We start from the raw sequence: 16,762 nt of genomic DNA on the forward strand, positions 1-16,762 counted from the left end.
ATACTCTTCGGATGCCATTCTCTATTTCTGGACTGGTAATGAGCGTCCTTAATTTGCCATTTGCAATTTATCTGACAATAATAAATGCGAGCACTACGCATTTCTGGCTGGTTGAGACGCCCCTGGCTGTAGTGGGAAGTGTTCTTCTGTCTGTCAGTTTGCTAACAGAATGCGCCTGCCTTCGTGCCGAGAAATATCAAAAGTATCAGCCTCTGCAGTATGCGCGGCCGTACTGGACGACAGGTCTTGTTATTGTCGCGGTTTTTCTTGCTGATCCGTTTTTGAAAATAGCAACGCTGCTTCTGGCCTCAATCCTGAGTGTTGTCATGACTGACAGGGGGCAGGGACGTGCTGTTACAGGCTGGATGGCGCTGCGCGTAAAGGCTTCTGGAGCACTGCTTGTCCTTGCCGGGCTGCTTTTTCCAGGCCCTGCCAGCGGGCTTTTGGCCGGGGCAGGTTATGCGGTTCTGGGGGGGCTTTTTCCGGTTACCGCCTTTCCGGTGGAAAATTGTGATCAGAAGCCCGCGGATGTTCGGACAGTCTGCGCGACGTTTCGAACCGCTGCCGGCGCCTTGCTTGTTGCCGGTTCTCTGGCAATGCATCCATTATCAGTTGATGGAGGCATAATATTTTCCACGGTGTTCATTGGTTTTGGTTTCGTGACGCTTTTTGTAACGACGCTTCGGATGCAGTTTTTGACCCCTGGATATACTGTCCGGTGGCGTCAGGGCTATAATCTGACACAGGCATGTCTTGCGCTTGCTGCTGTTGCGGCAGGACTGGAGTTGCCAGAGGTAGTCTGTCTGGCGCTGACAGCGCCGACGCTCACATTGCCATGGTTTATGTCCGGTAAAACAAAATCAGACTCTGTCCGGACCATGAGAACCGTTGAGCGGCTGGCCTGTCTTCTGCCTTTCGTAACGGTCCTGATCATTCTGTATGTCATGGCACCACGATCGGTTGCTATGATGCTGGCGCTGACAATCATTGTACTACCAGCAATCCGTCGTGTCGGACGCGATCTTCTGCCGACAGAGACTACGTAATGATATTGCCTCAGACTGTCTCTGCGCCATTACAAATTTCTGCGGACAGGTTTCCGGAGTTCGGGGGGTGAGCGGCGGCCCGTTCCTCTTCAGTAGTGTACCGGCACTTTCTGCTCCTCAGCGGATGTCAGTCCGGCGGATCATTCGGGCGGGTCAACAGACAGCATGTACCTGGCATTTTCGGCTGGATGAACCGGCATGGCATGAATTTGTCCAGTATCTGGTCGATGACCCCGTCGTTTTTGTGGGATTGTGGTGTGACGGAAATGAAATTTATGCGCTGCTCAACGACGGCAGTACGGCAGAAGCCGGGCCTCGACCACTGATGGCCTCTTATACGCTGGAAGGCCCGCGTTATCGCGGTTTGTCCGGCGTGCGGGCGGCGGCCGCACCGTTCGAGCGTATGATTCGGGATCTGTGGGGTGTGGAAGCAATGGAAGCTTCAGACACACGTCCTCTCATCGATCATGGAGCGTGGACGTCTGCGGCTCCACTGGCAACAAGATCTGTTCCTTCCTCTCCAGCCTCGGGTCTCGCCGAATTTGAACCTCCCGATAAGCGGGTTGCGGCGCATGGCATGATCTTCGGCCGGGGGCCGGCAACCGGCAATACGGAAGGGCCGGTTCATTTTCGTCTCGGTGTTGCGGACGGTGTAATTCGTACAGTTGAGACACGCGCCGGATACGCACATCGCGGAATCACCGCCCGTATGCGTGAGGCAACGCTTGCCAGTGCGCTGCATCTCGCCGGGCGTGTCGGCGCCGGCTCCGCTGTCGCACATCAGTGGGCATTCAGTGCTGCCGCTGAAAACGCTCTTGGTATTGAGACCCAGAGGAGCACTAACCGCTGCCGCGTCGTTTTTTGTGAAACTGAACGTATAGCAACCCATCTTCTTATTCTTGCCCGAACAGCCAGAGCGGCAGATGCGCAGATTGCGGCAACCGGACTTTACGGTTTACGTGAGCGGATTTTACAGCTGTGCGAAGCGGCGACTGGTCATCGGCTGCTTATGGATTGTGTATGCTTCGGAAGGGAAGCGCCTGAGTGCTGGCAGGACAATGTGACTGTCCGGGAGAAATTGCAGGCGCTCTGTGGCGAACTGATGTCTTTTTCCCGTTCCGGGATGAAAGAACTGGAACTGTTATGGCGAACAATCCCTGGTTTCCGACAACGATTGCAACAGGCCGGACGACTTTCTGATGCGAAGGCGAGGGCCCTGGAACTACAGGGTGTTGCGGGACGGGCATGCGGGCATGGCAGTGATCTCCGGACTCATCTGGAAGCTTATGACGATGCGTTGTTTCGTCCCGTGGTGTCATCCGGTGGTGATGCGTTGACGCGATGTGACGTCATGTTTGAAGAAATCAGTGAGAGTTTCAGAATTCTGGAAAGCATCTCGGAGCAGCTTCTTAACAGTCATGATAATGGAGAAACAGGATCAGGTCCGGCGGTTGTCATGCTGGCGGAACCTTGCAAAGGCTACGCGGCCATCGAAGGGCCTCATGGTCCGGTGTGGTATGTCGTCAGCTTGCAGGATGGGAGGGTAAGACAATGTTATATCTCCGACCCGGCATCCAGGCTGCTGATGGCTCTTGAACAAAGTGTTCCGGGAACCACTCCCGACAATTTTGATCTGGTAAGATGCTCTTTCGGCATTTCGATTGCAGCCGCTGATCTGTAATAAGAGTAAACGGGCAGGTCTTCACCGGGGAGGCCCGCATCAGAGGGAGATAGGATGTCGTGTCGACTGTTCTGATGCGTGCATTGTTTGCGTCTCTGCTGGCACCGTCCGGTCCGGCTCTGCCGCCCGTGGTATCCCGGTCGCCTCTGATGCTGTTTCACGTTGATAGCGGCGGATGTGAAGCCTGTGGCTCCGAAGTGGAGGCCCTAATTAATGGCGGTTTCGGTCTGGCCGAAGCCGGGGTGGGTTTTGCAGGTAATCCCCGGACTGCGGATATGCTGCTCGTGACCGGCGCCTGTTCGCGCATGATGGCACCTGTGGTCAGAGCGGCGTGGGACGCCATGCCTTGCCCAAAAGGCTTGCTGGCTGTCGGATCGTGCGCCATTGATGGCGGTCCGTTCTCAGCAAATTATGCCATGCTTGGTGGTCTTGGCGGGTGTTCTTCGGTTGACTGTGCCATTCCGGGATGCCCGCCTTCACCGCATCATATTCTGGAAGGGATCGTAGCGTTAATTGCAACGACTCCGTTCAGTCCGGATCATCAGGACGGCAGCGCGTCCGCGGTAACCGGTTAGGGTAATGATGAAAAAAATCTGCGGCCCGTAAATTTCTCAGGCCTCCGGAACGTCTTCCTCTTCCTGAAGAGCTTCGGCCGCCCGTCTCAGGCGGAGAAAACTTATCCGGCTCAGAGGCAGAAGGGCAACGTAAGCAATGCCCATTCCGGCCAGTACGCCCCAGGGATCGGCCACAAGAACGACGACATAGGCGCCGCAACCGAGCATGACAGGCAATACAAACCTGGCCGGGACTTTAAAGTTTTTGAATGACCAGACAGGAAGCGTCGAAACGAGCAGAAACGCCGTGCTGGCAAGTGTGAGAGCAGGCAACCACGGAAGGCGTGTCAGTTCATAAAGATTCCGATACCCGAGTTTGTCGGCTTCCAGACCTAAAAAGAGCGGAAACAATGCAAGACCCGCCCCGGCCGGAGCGGGGACACCGGTAAAAAAATTACTGGCATATTTGGGCTTCTCTTCTTCTCCGTCCAAGCTCGCATTAAAGCGTGCCAGCCGTAATGCCATGCATACAGTGAAAAGAATGCAGGGAAGAAAGGCGTACCGGCCAGCATCTTTTAATGCCCACAAATAAAGCACAAACGAGGGTGCAACACCGAAGCACAGAAAATCAGAGAGGCTGTCAAATTCCGCGCCAAAACGCGTCGATCCACGAAGCAGACGGGCAATACGCCCGTCGAGTCCGTCTATAACCGCCGAAATCAGCAACGCGATGGCAGCGCTCTGAAAGCGTCCATCCAGTGCAAACCGCATTCCCATGAGGCCGCTGCACAGACCAAGCATGGTAAGAAGGTTAGGGATCAGCCGGTTGAAGGACGGCCCTCTTACACGCCTGCGCGGTAAGCGGGTGGCTCTGAGCCGTCGCCGTTTGCGACGCTGGGGTGCTGTCTCTGCCATATCAGCTGTCGTGCCCGGGTCTGCTAACATGGTGCGCTGAATAACCTGAAATCGACCAGGTAATCCGCTTCCATGGGCATGGGAACGCAGGACTGCGAATTGGCCGCAGTCCGAATTTACGACGCAAGCTGCGCGATGACGGTTTCGCCACCGATCATCGTCTGACCCACTTCTGTCAGAGGTGTTACGCCCGGTGGCAGATAGACATCAGTGCGGGAACCGAATCGAATCAGACCAAACCGCTCGCCTGCTTCCAGCCGGTCTCCCGGTTTGACCGAGCAGACAATACGACGTGCGATCAGACCGGCAATCTGAACGACCGCAACCATACGTCCGTCTGGCAGCGTCACGCTCAGGGCATTTCGCTCATTTTCCGTCGAAGCCTTATCGAGGCTGGCGTTGAGAAACTTGCCGGGATGGTAGGCTATGCGTGTAACTGTACCTGCGACAGGGATACGGTTCACATGCACGTCCAGAACCGACAGGAAGGTGGCAACACGCCAGACAGGCGTATCGCCCATTCCAAGTTCAGGCGGAGGTGCAATTTTCTCGATTGAGACGATACGACCATCCGCAGGTGCCAGCACCAGGCCTTCGCGGGCCGGAGGAACCCGGTTCGGATCCCGAAAAAAATACAGACAAAAGCCGAAAAACAGACCACTTGCCATGCCGACCCGACGCAAGACCGGACAATTGAGGCGCCACCCCAAATAGCGGGCGACAAGTGTCGCCGCGCCTGAAACACCCAGGAACGGGCGGGCTTCAGGATGAGGGCGGGCAATGACAAGTTTGATCGAATTGAGAAGCGACATGGTTCGGTTTCTGGCCGGTCAGCGCGGGATAATCAAGTGTCATATCGGAGTGGCAGCCCTCAGGCTTGCACGGGCAGGGGTTTTCTGGTCTGCATCCGGCGCTTCACGGTTCGGGTCGGGACTGGTCAGGCTCGCCTGCAGCCACCACAACACGGAGGCCGCTGCTCCATGATTATGCTCCGCTCCGCTGCGTTCAGGGCGTATCTCGTTGTCGCGACCATTTTGCTGGGGCTGGTTTCCTTGCCTCTGCGGGCGTTTGCTCACGGATTCGCTCTGCCTTATGCGCGATTATGGAGTGCCGTCCTTCTCGAAGGTATGCGGCGGATCTGCCGAATTAAAACCCGTGTCATCGGGCTTGAAAAACTCCCGCTGGATCGTCCGTTTATCATAGCATCACAGCATCAGTCGGCTTTCGATACGCTGGTCTGGATGACCCTGGTGCCACGACCCGCCTATGTCATGAAACAGGAGCTTCTGCGTGTTCCTTTCATGGGGCCAATGCTCAAACTCACCGGAATGATTGCTATCGAACGGACAGCCGGCAGCAAGGCCATGCGCGCGTTGCTGCGCGAAACCGACAGGGCAGCAAAAGAAGGGCGGCAAATGATTATTTTTCCGGAAGGCAGCCGCCTGGCCCCTGGCGAGAAGACAGCCCTCAGGCCCGGGATTGTCGCAATGGCCCGCCACACCCGGCTGCCGGTTTATCCTGTTGTCACCAATTCAGGACTTTTCTGGCCCAATAAGGGCATTCTTAAGCGACCCGGAACGATCTCGATCGTTGTGTGTGATCCCGTTGAAGGGGCAGATCGCCGCGTTATGCTCGGAGCGATCGAGCAGGCATGGCGTGACGCCGAGCCGCTTCTGGTGAACAGGAGCGAAGCTCAGCATCCTCTTGTGGATAACTCTGTGGGATAAAACGCGGCGTGTTCATGGCTATATTGTGAAAGCCGGAAGTTCAAACGGGATATGGCAGTTTCCTGAGTCAAGATCGATTTTCAGCATGACCTGCACTTTATTCGAAAGCCGCAGAAAACAGCGATTTTTATCGATTCGCATCGAACGTCGCATCGCCAGAAAATGATAAGATTGCAGGGGATAACTTTCCCGATTTTCGTGGATGAAACCTACGCTGACCTGTGGATAAAATCCGCGAGCCGTCAGGGCACATCACACTGACGAGGCATAATTCCATATTGAGTTCATGGATTTACGCGTGGAAGATGAGGCGATGTACGAGGCGAAAATCCTGCTGTGGGGCATGTGTGGGCTGGCGCTGGCAGGCCTGACCGGTTTCGCTCTGATTGCCGTTAACGCATCTGAAAATCGGGCCGCGACAAAGGCGCTTCTGACTGCGCGGGACGATCTCGCACAAGCCGGATGGAGACTGAACTGGCGTACTATGTCTTCACGTTTCGCGATTTTATCGACAGAAACCGATCTTACGGATGTCAGATTATCCGGATATGTCGGGGATAAACACCTGTTGTATGGCTGTGACCACGTTACCGTTAAAACAGGTCGATTTCAGTCAGGACATATCAGGCTGACTTTTGGCGGTTCGCAGGCTCTTGCTGTTGCCAGCGGCACGGATAAATCCGGAAGTGTCATATTTGCAATGCGGTTGAGCGGACACGGGAGCGCTGCATCCGTACATTTTGCTGAAAATTCCGATGCAGGCGGAAAAGCAATATTCATCTTACCTGAAGAAACTGCCGATATCGAAGTTTCACCGATTCGTTATGGTGCAACTTCAGGGCCGTTGATTTTGCAATTAATCGGTGTGCGCTCGGTCATTACATGGAGCTCTGTCAGCAAGAGTCAGTTCACACTGGCCTCCGATACTTCACTGGCCTCGGTGAGGCTGCCTTTTTCCGTGACGGGCCTGGGTAACCGGATAACTGCGCTCCGGGCGGCGGCCTCTGTCAGCGGATCATCTGGTGATGCGGCAAATGGTGGCGGAAATCACAGTAACACAACTTTCACTCTTCATATCGGGGAAGGAAAGCTCGGGCCTCTGTCTGCAACACTCGCCGGACGGCTTGTTTATGAAAAACAAAGCACCGGCGATTTTAATCTCACCCTTCATGGACTCGATCAGACCGCACACAATTTGTCGGAAGCCGGGAGCATCTCTCCTCCGGTCGCACAGATCGCGCATCTTTTTTCTCTGGCAGTGACCCGAGCGTCGCGCGGTTTATCTGTAAAGGAAAATCCTGTCGGGCCAGACGATAATGATCCGGGCCAGACCGCCGATAAAACCTCGCTCACCCTTCCGGTTCGGATTCGAAACGGATCATGGATGGTGGGTAACCTGCCTGTGGAAACTCTCGGTTCTCTGTTGCCCGGTAATATGCGTCCGGTCCGGTAACGGTCCTGAAAAGCGGTTTGTTATCTGGCCTGATCTTTTTCATGCCTCAGCCTGGCGAGTGTTTCGATGTCCGGCGCCCGCAGAAACGGATTGCAGGCACGTTCGCTGCCCAGCGTGGAAGGCAGGGTCGGTTTATGTTCAGCCCGTAAAGCGAAAACCTCCGCAGCTTTTCTTGCTAAAGCAGCGTTATCGGGATCAATGCGAAGATCAAATCTGGCGTTCGATTCGGTATATTCATGTCCGCAATAGACACGCGTCTGGTCCGGGAGAGCGTCAAACCGACGAAAGCTGTCGAACAGGTCTTTTGCCGTTCCCTCGAACAGCCGGCCGCAACCCAGGCTGAACAGAGTATCTCCACAAAACAGGGAAGGCGGATCTGCAAAGTAATAGGCAATGTGGCCAAGGGTATGCCCTGGCGTGTCAATCACTGATGCCCGGCTGTCGCCGAGTGTTACATGATCGCCAGCACGCACGGCCTGATCCAGGCGGGGCAGGCGGGCTTCATCTGCCTCAGCGCCGACCATTCGTGCGCCATAACGTTCCCGGAGGACTTCCGCGCCGCCTGTATGATCGGAATGATGGTGCGTCAGCAGAATAAGGTCCAGCCGACCGCCATGAGCTTCAATCACAGTACGAACCGGAGCCGGGTCTCCGGGGTCAACCACGGCAACAGCACCGGTTTTCTCATCGGTCAATAACCAGACATAATTGTCTGACAGAGCGGGAATAGGCAAAACTGTGACTGGCATCCGGTGATCTCCGCCTGTGCTGCTGTCGCCTCGTGGCATGGCTTTCTGATAGTGTACGCATCATGCATGATGAAGTTCGCACGGCAGCGGCATTTTACGCGAGCCCCGCGGGAGAACGTACCGTTCGCCTGCTCGGTCCTCATCTCACGCGCCGCTGGCCGGAGTTGACAGGGCAGCGGCTGCTCGGGCTCGGTTTTGCCGCTCCTTATCTGCCTCTCTGGGATGACAGCAGCGCCCTTACCGTGGCTGCCAGGCTCAAAGCTGCAATATCATCATCAGAATCAAGCATAATACATTACCCCAGAGAGTGCGTCGTCAGCGGGAAAGGTCTCCCTTTCGACGATCTGTCTTTCGATCGCATTCTGATGATCCATGCGCTTGAGACCGATCATGCCGAGGCTGGCCTGCTACGCGCAGTATGGAAAATATTAAAGGATGATGGCAGACTCCTGCTGGTTATTCCTAACCGCCGGGGCCTGTGGGCCTTTAGTGACACCACTCCTTTTGGCCAGGGAACACCGTTTTCTCAAGGACAGATACGGCTTCGTCTCGGGCAGGCCATGTTCCATGTCGAGCACAGCGAAACAGGTCTTTACGTGCCACCTTTTCGTAAATTTGGCAGCGGAAAAATCGGGCAGACGATCGAAAAAGCAGGGGGAACCGTTCTTCCCGCTTTTGGGGGTGTTGTGATCGTCGAGGCTGTTAAAAATATCTGGAGCGGGCTCCCTTTGCTGACAGCAAAATCACGGATACCTGCCAGACGCCGTATTTTCGAAGCTGGTTGAGGCGACCATGCATATGTCCCTGGGTCAGACCAGTCTTCTTCAGAAACTTGATGAGACGCTGCTCGCCGCGTCGAGCGCAACGCGGGCTATGGAACTGTGGTGTGAAGACCTTCTGCTTTTTCCTGCGCCTGTCAGGATGACAGCATCTGTTGAGCGAAACGGGCCGGGCAGGCCGCCAGATCAGATCAGAGAACTTCTCGCCGTCAGACCAGATGAGATCGTGCAGTATCGCCGCGTAAGCCTTTCTGTACACAGACATATTCTGTCGCGGGCTGAGAACTGGTATGTACCAGCGCGACTTCCGGATACCATGAATCACGTCCTCACAATGACGTCGGAACCTTTTGGACGCGTTGTGTCTCCCCTTACGATTTCACGGACAACACTGGAAAGCGTCAGGCTTCAGCCACGAACAGGCGGAGATGAAATCCTTCGGCATGTCGCAGTGCTGCGTCGTAAGGACGGGATTCCGATAAGTATTGTTACGGAAATTTATATGACCACGCTTTTGCAACGTCATGTGTGAGTAAAGCCGGTGGCCGGATCTCATATTGCTATATGCACGAAGCTCCCCCTGACACCGGATTCATCACAGAGTCGTGCCTGTCAGGCAGCCGATTGTAAAAGATAGTATATCTGCATGACAGCCACAGGCGACATCCGGGACTCCTCCTCCACAGGTCAGAACTGGTTCGTTCTCGGGTTTCTTTCCGTGCTTTGGGGCGGCTCGTTCTTTTTTTACAAAATACTGGCTCCCGTGCTTCCGCCTGCGACGCTTGTCCTGGGGCGTGTGGGACTGGCTGCCCTGGTTTTGCATGTGATTCTGCGCCTGAGCGGCGGTCGCCTGTCACTGACACTTTATAAGGCCCGGTGGTTTCTGATCCTCGGAATTTTTAACTGTGCTCTCCCGTTTTGCCTCTACGCATGGAGCGAAAGGTCCGTGCCGAGTGGTGTCGCGGCCACTCTTAATGCGACCACTCCGATTTTTACGGCAATTGCCATGCATCTGACGACGAAAGACGAGCGTCTGACGCGATCTGTCATGACCGGCATTGGCTGTGCGTTCGCGGGTGTGGCCATTTTGATCGGACGTGATCTGGTGGGCGGTTTATCGCTGACGGAGTTGCCCGGTGAACTGGCCTGTCTCGGAGCAACGACGTCCTATGCGACTGGCAACGCTCTTTCACGGAAGCTGAAGGGGATATCGGCACTTCAGCTAACAACCGGCCAGCTGACAGGCGCAGCCATAGCTGTTGCGCCATTCGCCATCTTCGTGGACCGGCTCCAGGTCATTTCCCCACTTACACTTTCCGGCTGGGCGGCTCTTCTGGGGATTGCGTTGCTCAGCACAGCGCTCGCTTACCTGATTTACTTTCGCATTCTTGCGCGTCAGGGAGCGACCCGGGCCGCTCTTGTGACGTTCCTGGTGCCTGTGAGCGCCATTATGATGGGCGCTGTATTTCTCGGTGAGCCAGTCGCCTGGAATACTATCGCGGGTGTAGCCCTGATCGGCATCGGACTGGCCGCGATTGACGGGCGTCTGATGCGAAGACTGTGGCGGCGGGAAGACCCGACGGCGGCGTAAAGGTCTTATGAAGTATCGTTTTTCCGGTATGGATTTTTCCGCCGGAGTGAAGCAAGCCTGCTGATCGATTACCCGAACAGGACTGAAACATTTATGGCAGGCAGGCAACATGAGGTCTTTGACGCAATTGTCCTGGGGGCAGGGGCTGCCGGACTGATGACTGCCCTGACAGCCGGGCAGCGTGGAAAGCGTGTTCTTGTTCTGGAGCATAATAATGAGCCGGGCCGGAAGATTCTGATTTCCGGGGGCGGACGATGTAATTTCACCAATCTGCATGTCGAGCCGCGACGATTTATCTCATCTAATCCACATTTCGTTCGCTCGGCGCTGGCCAGATTTACGCCAGTTGATTTTCTCGACATGATCGCAAAGCACCGGATTGCCTGGCATGAAAAGACGCTCGGTCAGCTTTTTTGCGATGGCTCGGCTCGCTCTGTCCTGGCAATGTTGCTGGATGAATGCGCCGCCGGGAATGTTTCACTTCGTCTGAGTGAAACCATTCAGGATGTCCGTCATAACGGCCAGTTCGTCGTTAAGACGGACAGTGGCGTTTTTGAAGCGCCCGCGATGGTGCTGGCCTGCGGTGGTCTTTCGATTCCGAAACTGGGGGCAACCGGTCTCGCATACCGGCTGGCAGGACAATTTGGTGTTCCTGTCGTGTCGACGGCGCCTGGCCTCGTACCACTACAACTGCCTGACGACGTGTCTGATCGGGTGAAGGCGTTAGCCGGTGTTTCGCTACCTGTGCGGGTCACCTGCGGCAAAGCTACTTTTGATGAGTCCATGTTGTTCACCCATCGTGGATTATCAGGTCCGGCGATCCTGCAAATTTCATCTTACTGGCGTGATGGACAGTCACTTTCGACAGATCTGTTACCAGGAAAAGATGCCTTCACGCTTCTGAAAACGGCGCGGACAACCCGATCGCGGGCACATGCCGTCGCTATTCTTTCGGAATGGTTGCCCCGACGTCTGGCGGAAGCGCTGGGTCCGGGATTGCTTGGCGAGAAGGCGGCGGGAGAATGGTCGGATAAACTCCTGCGAAGCGCCAGTGCCGCGCTGAAAGCATGGAGTGTCACGCCTGATCGCAGTGAGGGATATGCCAAAGCTGAAGTCACGACCGGAGGGATCGACACCCGTGCGTTGTCGTCCCGGTCAATGGAGATAACAGAAGTGCCCGGGCTTTATGCCGTCGGCGAAGCGGTTGATGTTACCGGCTGGCTGGGTGGTTATAATTTTCACTGGGCGTGGGCCAGCGGGCGGGCTGCCGGCAATGCGATTGCCGGATAAGGCTGCATCTTCGACATTCTTCTGACGTATAATAATCGTCATGGTCGCGTGATGGCTCGTGGCTGAGTCATCTGATCGTCTCAATTAACGCAGGAAATTGTCACTGTGAAAATATCGCATTTGCCATTAACCCGTTCTCCCGGAAAAGTTCTGGCGGCCCTTATCGCCCTCGGATTGTCAGCATGCACCGGCCAGGCCGGAACCCCTGTGGCCCCGGGTTCTTACCCGCCGAATACACCTCTCGGTGGTACCTGTAAGGCCGGTATTTACACCTGCCAGTTGCCACTGGCGTCGCCCGTCGGAGCACCATGCAGTTGCCCCGGTCTTGGCGCGGCCTCTTACGGGAAGGTTTATCAAAAATAAGACGCCCCGTCGGCTGTTGATAAACGCCGGATTTGCCTTTCCACCTTGCCGGCGTTACGTCGGCTAACAATGGCGCGGCGACCTGTATGCCGTGCCAGTGAGGATCAAAGACATTAATCCACCGGGCAGCAGAGAGAGACGACACCGCATGAACCCGAACGACGATAGTTTTCGGTCACGTTATCCTGCCGAATTTGGCGGAGAACGATCTGCGGGGTCACGTCTGACATCGGTGATCCGGCTGGGGATCTGGTCGACGCTGTATTTCCTTTTTTATCTGGCCCAGCAGATCGCTGAACTGCTGGCTCCTCTGCTACTTATCCTGGGAATCGGATGGGCTGCGTTGCCCTATATTGTAGGTGCTGTGTCATCAGGTGCCAGCAGCGTTGATGCTCAGGCGCGTGACGTTATGTCGCATATGGCGGATGCAATTCCCCATCAGGTCGTCGTGGGGTCGCACTTGCTTACGCCCTCAGGACTGATTTTCGATGGAATTTTACTGATGGCAGTTGCTGCACTGGGTGCAACGCTTTCAGCGATTGCTGCGCGCTCCATGTGATGGATCTTTCAGGGTGCCGGGTTTATCCGGCGCCCCGGATTACTTTATCAGAGCAGATTGAGAACAGGCCAGACTGTTCGCAGAGCACCAAACCAGTGCCAGCAGACGGCCACACCGACGACCGCGCATACACCACTGGCAATCCAGGCTTTTTTCCAGAACTCAGGCTGTTCCAGTAAGGAGGCTGGCTTCCTGCTTTGTGGAGCAGGTGAGTCTCTTTGCAGAATGTCATTGCGCAGCCGTGCCGCTATATCCACGGTCGGGGCTACATGGCGGGTCTCAGCCTCATGTGTTTCAACGGGTGCGCTTTCGGACTGATCAGTCTGCGCGGTTGCTAATTCGCTTTCAGGCGCTGTTCTTGCCCAGACGGGCAGTTCTTCATCTTCATTATGCTCAGCCTCGGCCGTTTCAGCGGGCTGCTCGCGTTCCCATGCCGGAACCCAGGGGGCAGACGGTTCATGATGCGCGCGTGCAGGTGCCGGAGTTTCCGTCTCCGGCGCGCTGCTGCCGTCTGCTACACCTGTTCGCGCTGCCCGGAGCCGGGTTACGACGTCATCGAAAGACTCCTGATTCGGATTTCCCTGCGAAGCCTGCCCTTGTCCCGCATCGGTTTCGTCATGTCCGGGGCCCGAGTAATCGTGCTGTATCTGCTCGGACTGGCTGGCGCCGCGTTGCATAAGGGCATGGAGATCCTCCGGCTCCATTTCATCCAGATTCCGGGGCTCATCCGCAAGACTTGCGTGCTGTCCGGGATGCTGCTGCTCCCAGGATGAATGAGCAATCTGATCCTCAAGTTCAGCTTCGTCCCAGACGGACATCTGAGGCGACTGAGGTGTTCTGTTTTCGCTCGCGTCCCTGGCAAGCGCTTCATCCAGAAAACTGAAATGTGAGTGTTCAGACTCCCCTTCAGAATCCGGCTGAAGAGCCGGCGAGGAGGAAGGGGGATTTTCCGGTGCGTCGACATTATTCTCTATCCCGACGGCCGGCAGCGCTGATATTCCCGGAACCGCATGCTTTGCACGCTCATTCGCAGTTTCCGGGGCGCCTGATACGTCCCGGGCTGAATCTTCCGAAGATTTTTCGGGGAACGGTTCGACATGCGTTACCTCGGCAGGGACAGGCCGGGATTTTTCCTGACTTTTCGGTTTCTGCCCTGTTCCGATGCTTTCTGAGCCGGAGAAAGCTTTCCCTGTAATGTTTGCGTTCAGGACGTGAGACGGCGTGCTTTCGGCGGCGTCAGTGACACCGGGAACGGGGCCTGCCTCAGATATGCTCTCGCAGCCGTCATTCGGATTGGCGGCATTACCACCGGCAGCAGCGTTAGATTTTTCTTCGGGGGAGGCCTTTCCCAGTTCACCGGATCCGTCGGTTTCGATATTCGATGTCGTCGCCTTTGTTGCCTCCAGGGCCGGCGAAGTGGCAGCCTCTTTCGCAGACGGAGCCTGCTCAGTCGTGGCGCTGATGGCCGGAACAACCCAGTTGGTGCCGCAGTTCGCGCATTTGAGCACGCGATCCTTTTTCAGGTACGACGCGGGCACATTGTATTTAATGCCACAGGACGGACAAACGATTAGCATCCGGCTTCCTCATCTGGGCCACAGGGGGCCAGTCCCCCATGACTTACGCAATCTTTGTTAACAGTATGTCTCTGATTGGTTCCTGATTTCTAAACGCGATAGAGCAATCGGGAAAGACTGCAGCAAAAGAGCGTCGACACCATCATTGCCAGTGCGGTATGCTGGATAGTGTTCATTCGTGACCCTGTTTTAACCCGACTGGTTCAGCGTGCGTCGTTATGATTCGACTTCGCAACGTCACATGGCGTCATGGCCGGCAGATGCGCGGCAGGCAGAGTGAAGACCTTCCGCCGCTGGCAGCGGTCAGCTTTTCAGTCGCGCAGGGTGAATTCCGCTGGCTTCTGGGGCCATCAGGTGCCGGGAAATCGTCGCTTCTCCGGTTGCTTCATCTTGAATCCCTGCCTGCATCAGGTCAGTTCGAATTGCTCGGTACCGATGTCGTCTCAGGGACGAAACGCTCGGTTCTTGCACGTCTCCGGCAGCGAATCGGCATGGTGCATCAGGATTTTCGCCTTATGCCAACACTGTCTGTTGCTGATAATGTTGCCTTGCCGTTAAGGCTGCAGAAACAGCCTGAAGATGCCGTGGCGTCAGAGGTGGATGCGATTCTGAACTGGGTCGGTCTGACGGCACGTCGGGATGCACGCCCGGCGGAACTGTCAGGGGGAGAACAGCAGCGCACTGCCGTTGCCCGCGCGGTGATTACTCGACCTGCACTGATACTTGCCGATGAGCCGACCAACGCTCTCGAAGACAGCCAGGCTATCCGGGTCATCAGCATGCTTCGTGAAATTTCGGCTATGGGCGCGACAGTTATCGTTGCTACGCATAATGATGCGCTGGTCCACCGGTTTCCGGCGCCGGCTCTGCGCCTTGAACATGGTCGGCTGAAGAGCGATGAGTAAACCCCGATGGCGGGTACGTGACGGCCTCGCCCTTGCCCGTGCACTTCCGGACCGCAGCATTGTGGCCATGGTCACTGCAATGAGTCTTCTGGCTGCTCTTACCTGGGCCGGCGCGTTCGGAGCGCAGTCTCTGTCCGCCCGATGGGCCGGCGGCGCCGAGAATCTCGTTACAGTGCAGGTACCGGACCCGGAGAAACCGGCTTCATCTCTGTCGAATAATCAGCTGTCGCGGATTGATGCTGTGATAGACGCCCTTCGGACGGAGCCGGAATGTTCGGCGATCCATCGGCTGGACGCGCAGGAACTGGACCGGCTTCTGAAGCCGTGGCTCGGGACAGAAGGTGCGGCTGCCCTTGCGCTTCCGGGTGTTATCGAAATTCATCTTGCGCCCGATACAAGCCTTCCCAAAACATTTTCCTCCCGCCTGACTTCCCTTGCCCCGGGAACGCTGATCGAACAGAACGATGACTGGCGGAAAAGGCTGCTTGTCGTTGCGAGAAGTCTTCTTGGCTGCGCGGCTCTGGCTATCGCACTCGTCGGCGGAATCAGTGCGGCGGTGATCGGGATGGCAACCCGCATGGGTCTGGGTGCACGCCGTGAAAGTATTATGATTTTGCATGGCCTGGGCGCGGCAGATGGCTATGTGGCAAGTCGGTTTGGCAGACGCGTCGCCTGGCTTTCTCTGGTGGGAGGAATGGCCGGGACCACGCTGGCATTGCCTCCGATTGTGATTATCGCACGATTCATGGCGCCTCTTTCCGGCCCGCAAACCGTGATGACGCCTGAAGCGGGCGGCATAGCCACAGTTTCGCAAATTTTTACTTCTTTTGGGAACGGAGACGTTCCTGCCGGTCTCATGACCGGCCTCGCGTGTATCCCGCTGATTGCGATGATGACCGGCTGGCTGACGGCCCAGGTTATCGTTCGGGTCTGGTTGCGTCGCCTGCCATGACAGAGCATCGCCATGGTGCCGGACGACTGCTTGTTTTTATCCTCGCAACCGGTTGTCTGGCAGGCCTGTGGCTTGCAGGATTTGTGTGGTTCGTCTTCGATGCCATGCGATCACCACCGCTGCCTCCGCCATCAGATGGAATTGTAGCACTTACTGGTGGCAACGGACGGGTTGAAGCGTCACTCTGGCTGCTAAGCCATGGTTCCGGTCATCTTTTGCTCATTTCCGGCGTGGATCCGCACGTTACACTGGCGGGTTTGATGCCTGCATTGCAACCGGACCTCGCAAATCGTGTCACACTTGGATATCGCGCAACATCGACGGCCGGAAATGCGATCGAGACAACCTCCTGGGTCCGCCATAATGGCATCCACAGTCTGATTGTGGTGACAGCCGGATATCATATCCGGCGCGCAATGCTGGAAATGTCCCGGTCTCTCCCGGATATCGCGCTCCATCCTTATGCGGTGCAGTCTCCTGCTCTGAGGCGACCGTTTGGTCGTAAAACATTCCGCCTTCTGGCCATGGAATACGATAAGCTTCTTCTGGCCTTTATCGGTCCGGTCAGTTTTTTTCGCCACAGTAGTGACGCATTCTGACCAGCATCCAGATTTTATAAGT

Annotated in this window: 17 protein-coding genes; 13 read left to right on the top strand and 4 right to left on the bottom strand. The window is 56.1% G+C overall.

The window, feature by feature from the left end; all coding sequences use genetic code 11:
- The first annotated feature begins 38 nt into the window (after nt 1-38).
- The 3 genes from GOB90_RS00195 (at nt 39) to GOB90_RS00205 (ending at nt 3,302) form a co-directional block, all read left to right on the top strand.
- Nucleotides 39-1,046, top strand: a complete 1,008-nt coding sequence (locus GOB90_RS00195) for a hypothetical protein (RefSeq protein ID WP_146885186.1) — start codon at nt 39-41, stop codon at nt 1,044-1,046.
- 67 nt (nt 1,047-1,113) lie between these two features.
- Nucleotides 1,114-2,727, top strand: coding sequence for an NADH-quinone oxidoreductase subunit D-related protein (locus tag GOB90_RS19615; protein ID WP_146885188.1), 1,614 nt, complete (start codon nt 1,114-1,116; stop codon nt 2,725-2,727).
- Between the two features lie 59 nt (nt 2,728-2,786).
- Complete coding sequence (locus GOB90_RS00205; RefSeq protein ID WP_146885190.1) at nt 2,787-3,302, top strand: NADH-quinone oxidoreductase subunit B family protein; 516 nt, start codon at nt 2,787-2,789, stop codon at nt 3,300-3,302.
- Nucleotides 3,303-3,338: 36 nt separating this feature from the next.
- Here GOB90_RS00205 and GOB90_RS00210 read toward each other — a convergent pair whose 3' ends face one another.
- Nucleotides 3,339-4,196, bottom strand: a complete 858-nt coding sequence (locus tag GOB90_RS00210; RefSeq protein ID WP_146885192.1) for a CDP-alcohol phosphatidyltransferase family protein — start codon at nt 4,194-4,196, stop codon at nt 3,339-3,341.
- Nucleotides 4,197-4,312: 116 nt separating this feature from the next.
- Nucleotides 4,313-5,008: a phosphatidylserine decarboxylase gene (locus GOB90_RS00215; RefSeq protein WP_146885194.1), complete on the bottom strand. Its 696-nt coding sequence runs from the start codon at nt 5,006-5,008 to the stop codon at nt 4,313-4,315.
- Nucleotides 5,009-5,176: 168 nt separating this feature from the next.
- Here GOB90_RS00215 and GOB90_RS00220 point away from each other — a divergent pair, with 168 nt between their 5' ends.
- Together GOB90_RS00220 and GOB90_RS00225 are read left to right on the top strand one after the other, a co-directional pair.
- A complete protein-coding gene (locus tag GOB90_RS00220; protein WP_146885197.1) occupies nt 5,177-5,923 on the top strand; it encodes a lysophospholipid acyltransferase family protein in 747 nt (248 codons plus the stop codon).
- 286 nt (nt 5,924-6,209) lie between these two features.
- A complete protein-coding gene (locus GOB90_RS00225; RefSeq protein WP_146885199.1) occupies nt 6,210-7,376 on the top strand; it encodes a DUF2125 domain-containing protein in 1,167 nt (388 codons plus the stop codon).
- 20 nt (nt 7,377-7,396) lie between these two features.
- Here GOB90_RS00225 and gloB read toward each other — a convergent pair whose 3' ends face one another.
- A complete protein-coding gene (gloB, locus tag GOB90_RS00230; protein ID WP_146885201.1) occupies nt 7,397-8,125 on the bottom strand; it encodes a hydroxyacylglutathione hydrolase in 729 nt (242 codons plus the stop codon).
- Between the two features lie 32 nt (nt 8,126-8,157).
- On the opposite strand from gloB, the gene GOB90_RS00235 reads away from it, so the two are divergent.
- From GOB90_RS00235 to GOB90_RS00255, 5 genes are all read left to right on the top strand, one after another.
- Nucleotides 8,158-8,910, top strand: a complete 753-nt coding sequence (locus GOB90_RS00235) for a class I SAM-dependent methyltransferase (RefSeq protein ID WP_261765901.1) — start codon at nt 8,158-8,160, stop codon at nt 8,908-8,910.
- Nucleotides 8,911-8,917: 7 nt separating this feature from the next.
- A complete protein-coding gene (locus GOB90_RS00240; protein WP_146885205.1) occupies nt 8,918-9,436 on the top strand; it encodes a hypothetical protein in 519 nt (172 codons plus the stop codon).
- Between the two features lie 114 nt (nt 9,437-9,550).
- Nucleotides 9,551-10,495, top strand: a complete 945-nt coding sequence (locus GOB90_RS00245; protein WP_146885208.1) for a DMT family transporter — start codon at nt 9,551-9,553, stop codon at nt 10,493-10,495.
- Between the two features lie 93 nt (nt 10,496-10,588).
- Complete coding sequence (locus GOB90_RS00250) at nt 10,589-11,785, top strand: BaiN/RdsA family NAD(P)/FAD-dependent oxidoreductase (protein WP_146885211.1); 1,197 nt, start codon at nt 10,589-10,591, stop codon at nt 11,783-11,785.
- A 511-nt stretch (nt 11,786-12,296) separates the two neighbouring features.
- Complete coding sequence (locus GOB90_RS00255) at nt 12,297-12,707, top strand: hypothetical protein (protein WP_146885213.1); 411 nt, start codon at nt 12,297-12,299, stop codon at nt 12,705-12,707.
- Nucleotides 12,708-12,754: 47 nt separating this feature from the next.
- Here GOB90_RS00255 and GOB90_RS00260 read toward each other — a convergent pair whose 3' ends face one another.
- The gene (locus GOB90_RS00260) at nt 12,755-14,284 is read right to left on the bottom strand and encodes a zinc-ribbon domain-containing protein (RefSeq protein WP_146885216.1); all 1,530 of its coding nucleotides are present in this window, start codon (nt 14,282-14,284) and stop codon (nt 12,755-12,757) included.
- A gap of 218 nt (nt 14,285-14,502) precedes the next feature.
- On the opposite strand from GOB90_RS00260, the gene GOB90_RS00265 reads away from it, so the two are divergent.
- The 3 genes from GOB90_RS00265 to GOB90_RS00275 are packed head-to-tail and all read left to right on the top strand — an operon-like array spanning nt 14,503 to nt 16,740.
- Nucleotides 14,503-15,189, top strand: coding sequence for a cell division ATP-binding protein FtsE (locus GOB90_RS00265; RefSeq protein WP_146885219.1), 687 nt, complete (start codon nt 14,503-14,505; stop codon nt 15,187-15,189).
- Nucleotides 15,182-16,141: a cell division protein FtsX gene (locus tag GOB90_RS00270; RefSeq protein WP_146885221.1), complete on the top strand. Its 960-nt coding sequence runs from the start codon at nt 15,182-15,184 to the stop codon at nt 16,139-16,141. Before GOB90_RS00265 ends, GOB90_RS00270 begins: the two co-directional genes overlap by 8 nt.
- Complete coding sequence (locus GOB90_RS00275; protein WP_146885224.1) at nt 16,138-16,740, top strand: YdcF family protein; 603 nt, start codon at nt 16,138-16,140, stop codon at nt 16,738-16,740. Before GOB90_RS00270 ends, GOB90_RS00275 begins: the two co-directional genes overlap by 4 nt.
- The last annotated feature ends 22 nt before the right edge of the window (nt 16,741-16,762 follow it).

This window comes from Acetobacter oeni, from assembly GCF_011516825.1.
Taxonomy (GTDB): Bacteria; Pseudomonadota; Alphaproteobacteria; order Acetobacterales; family Acetobacteraceae; genus Acetobacter; species Acetobacter oeni.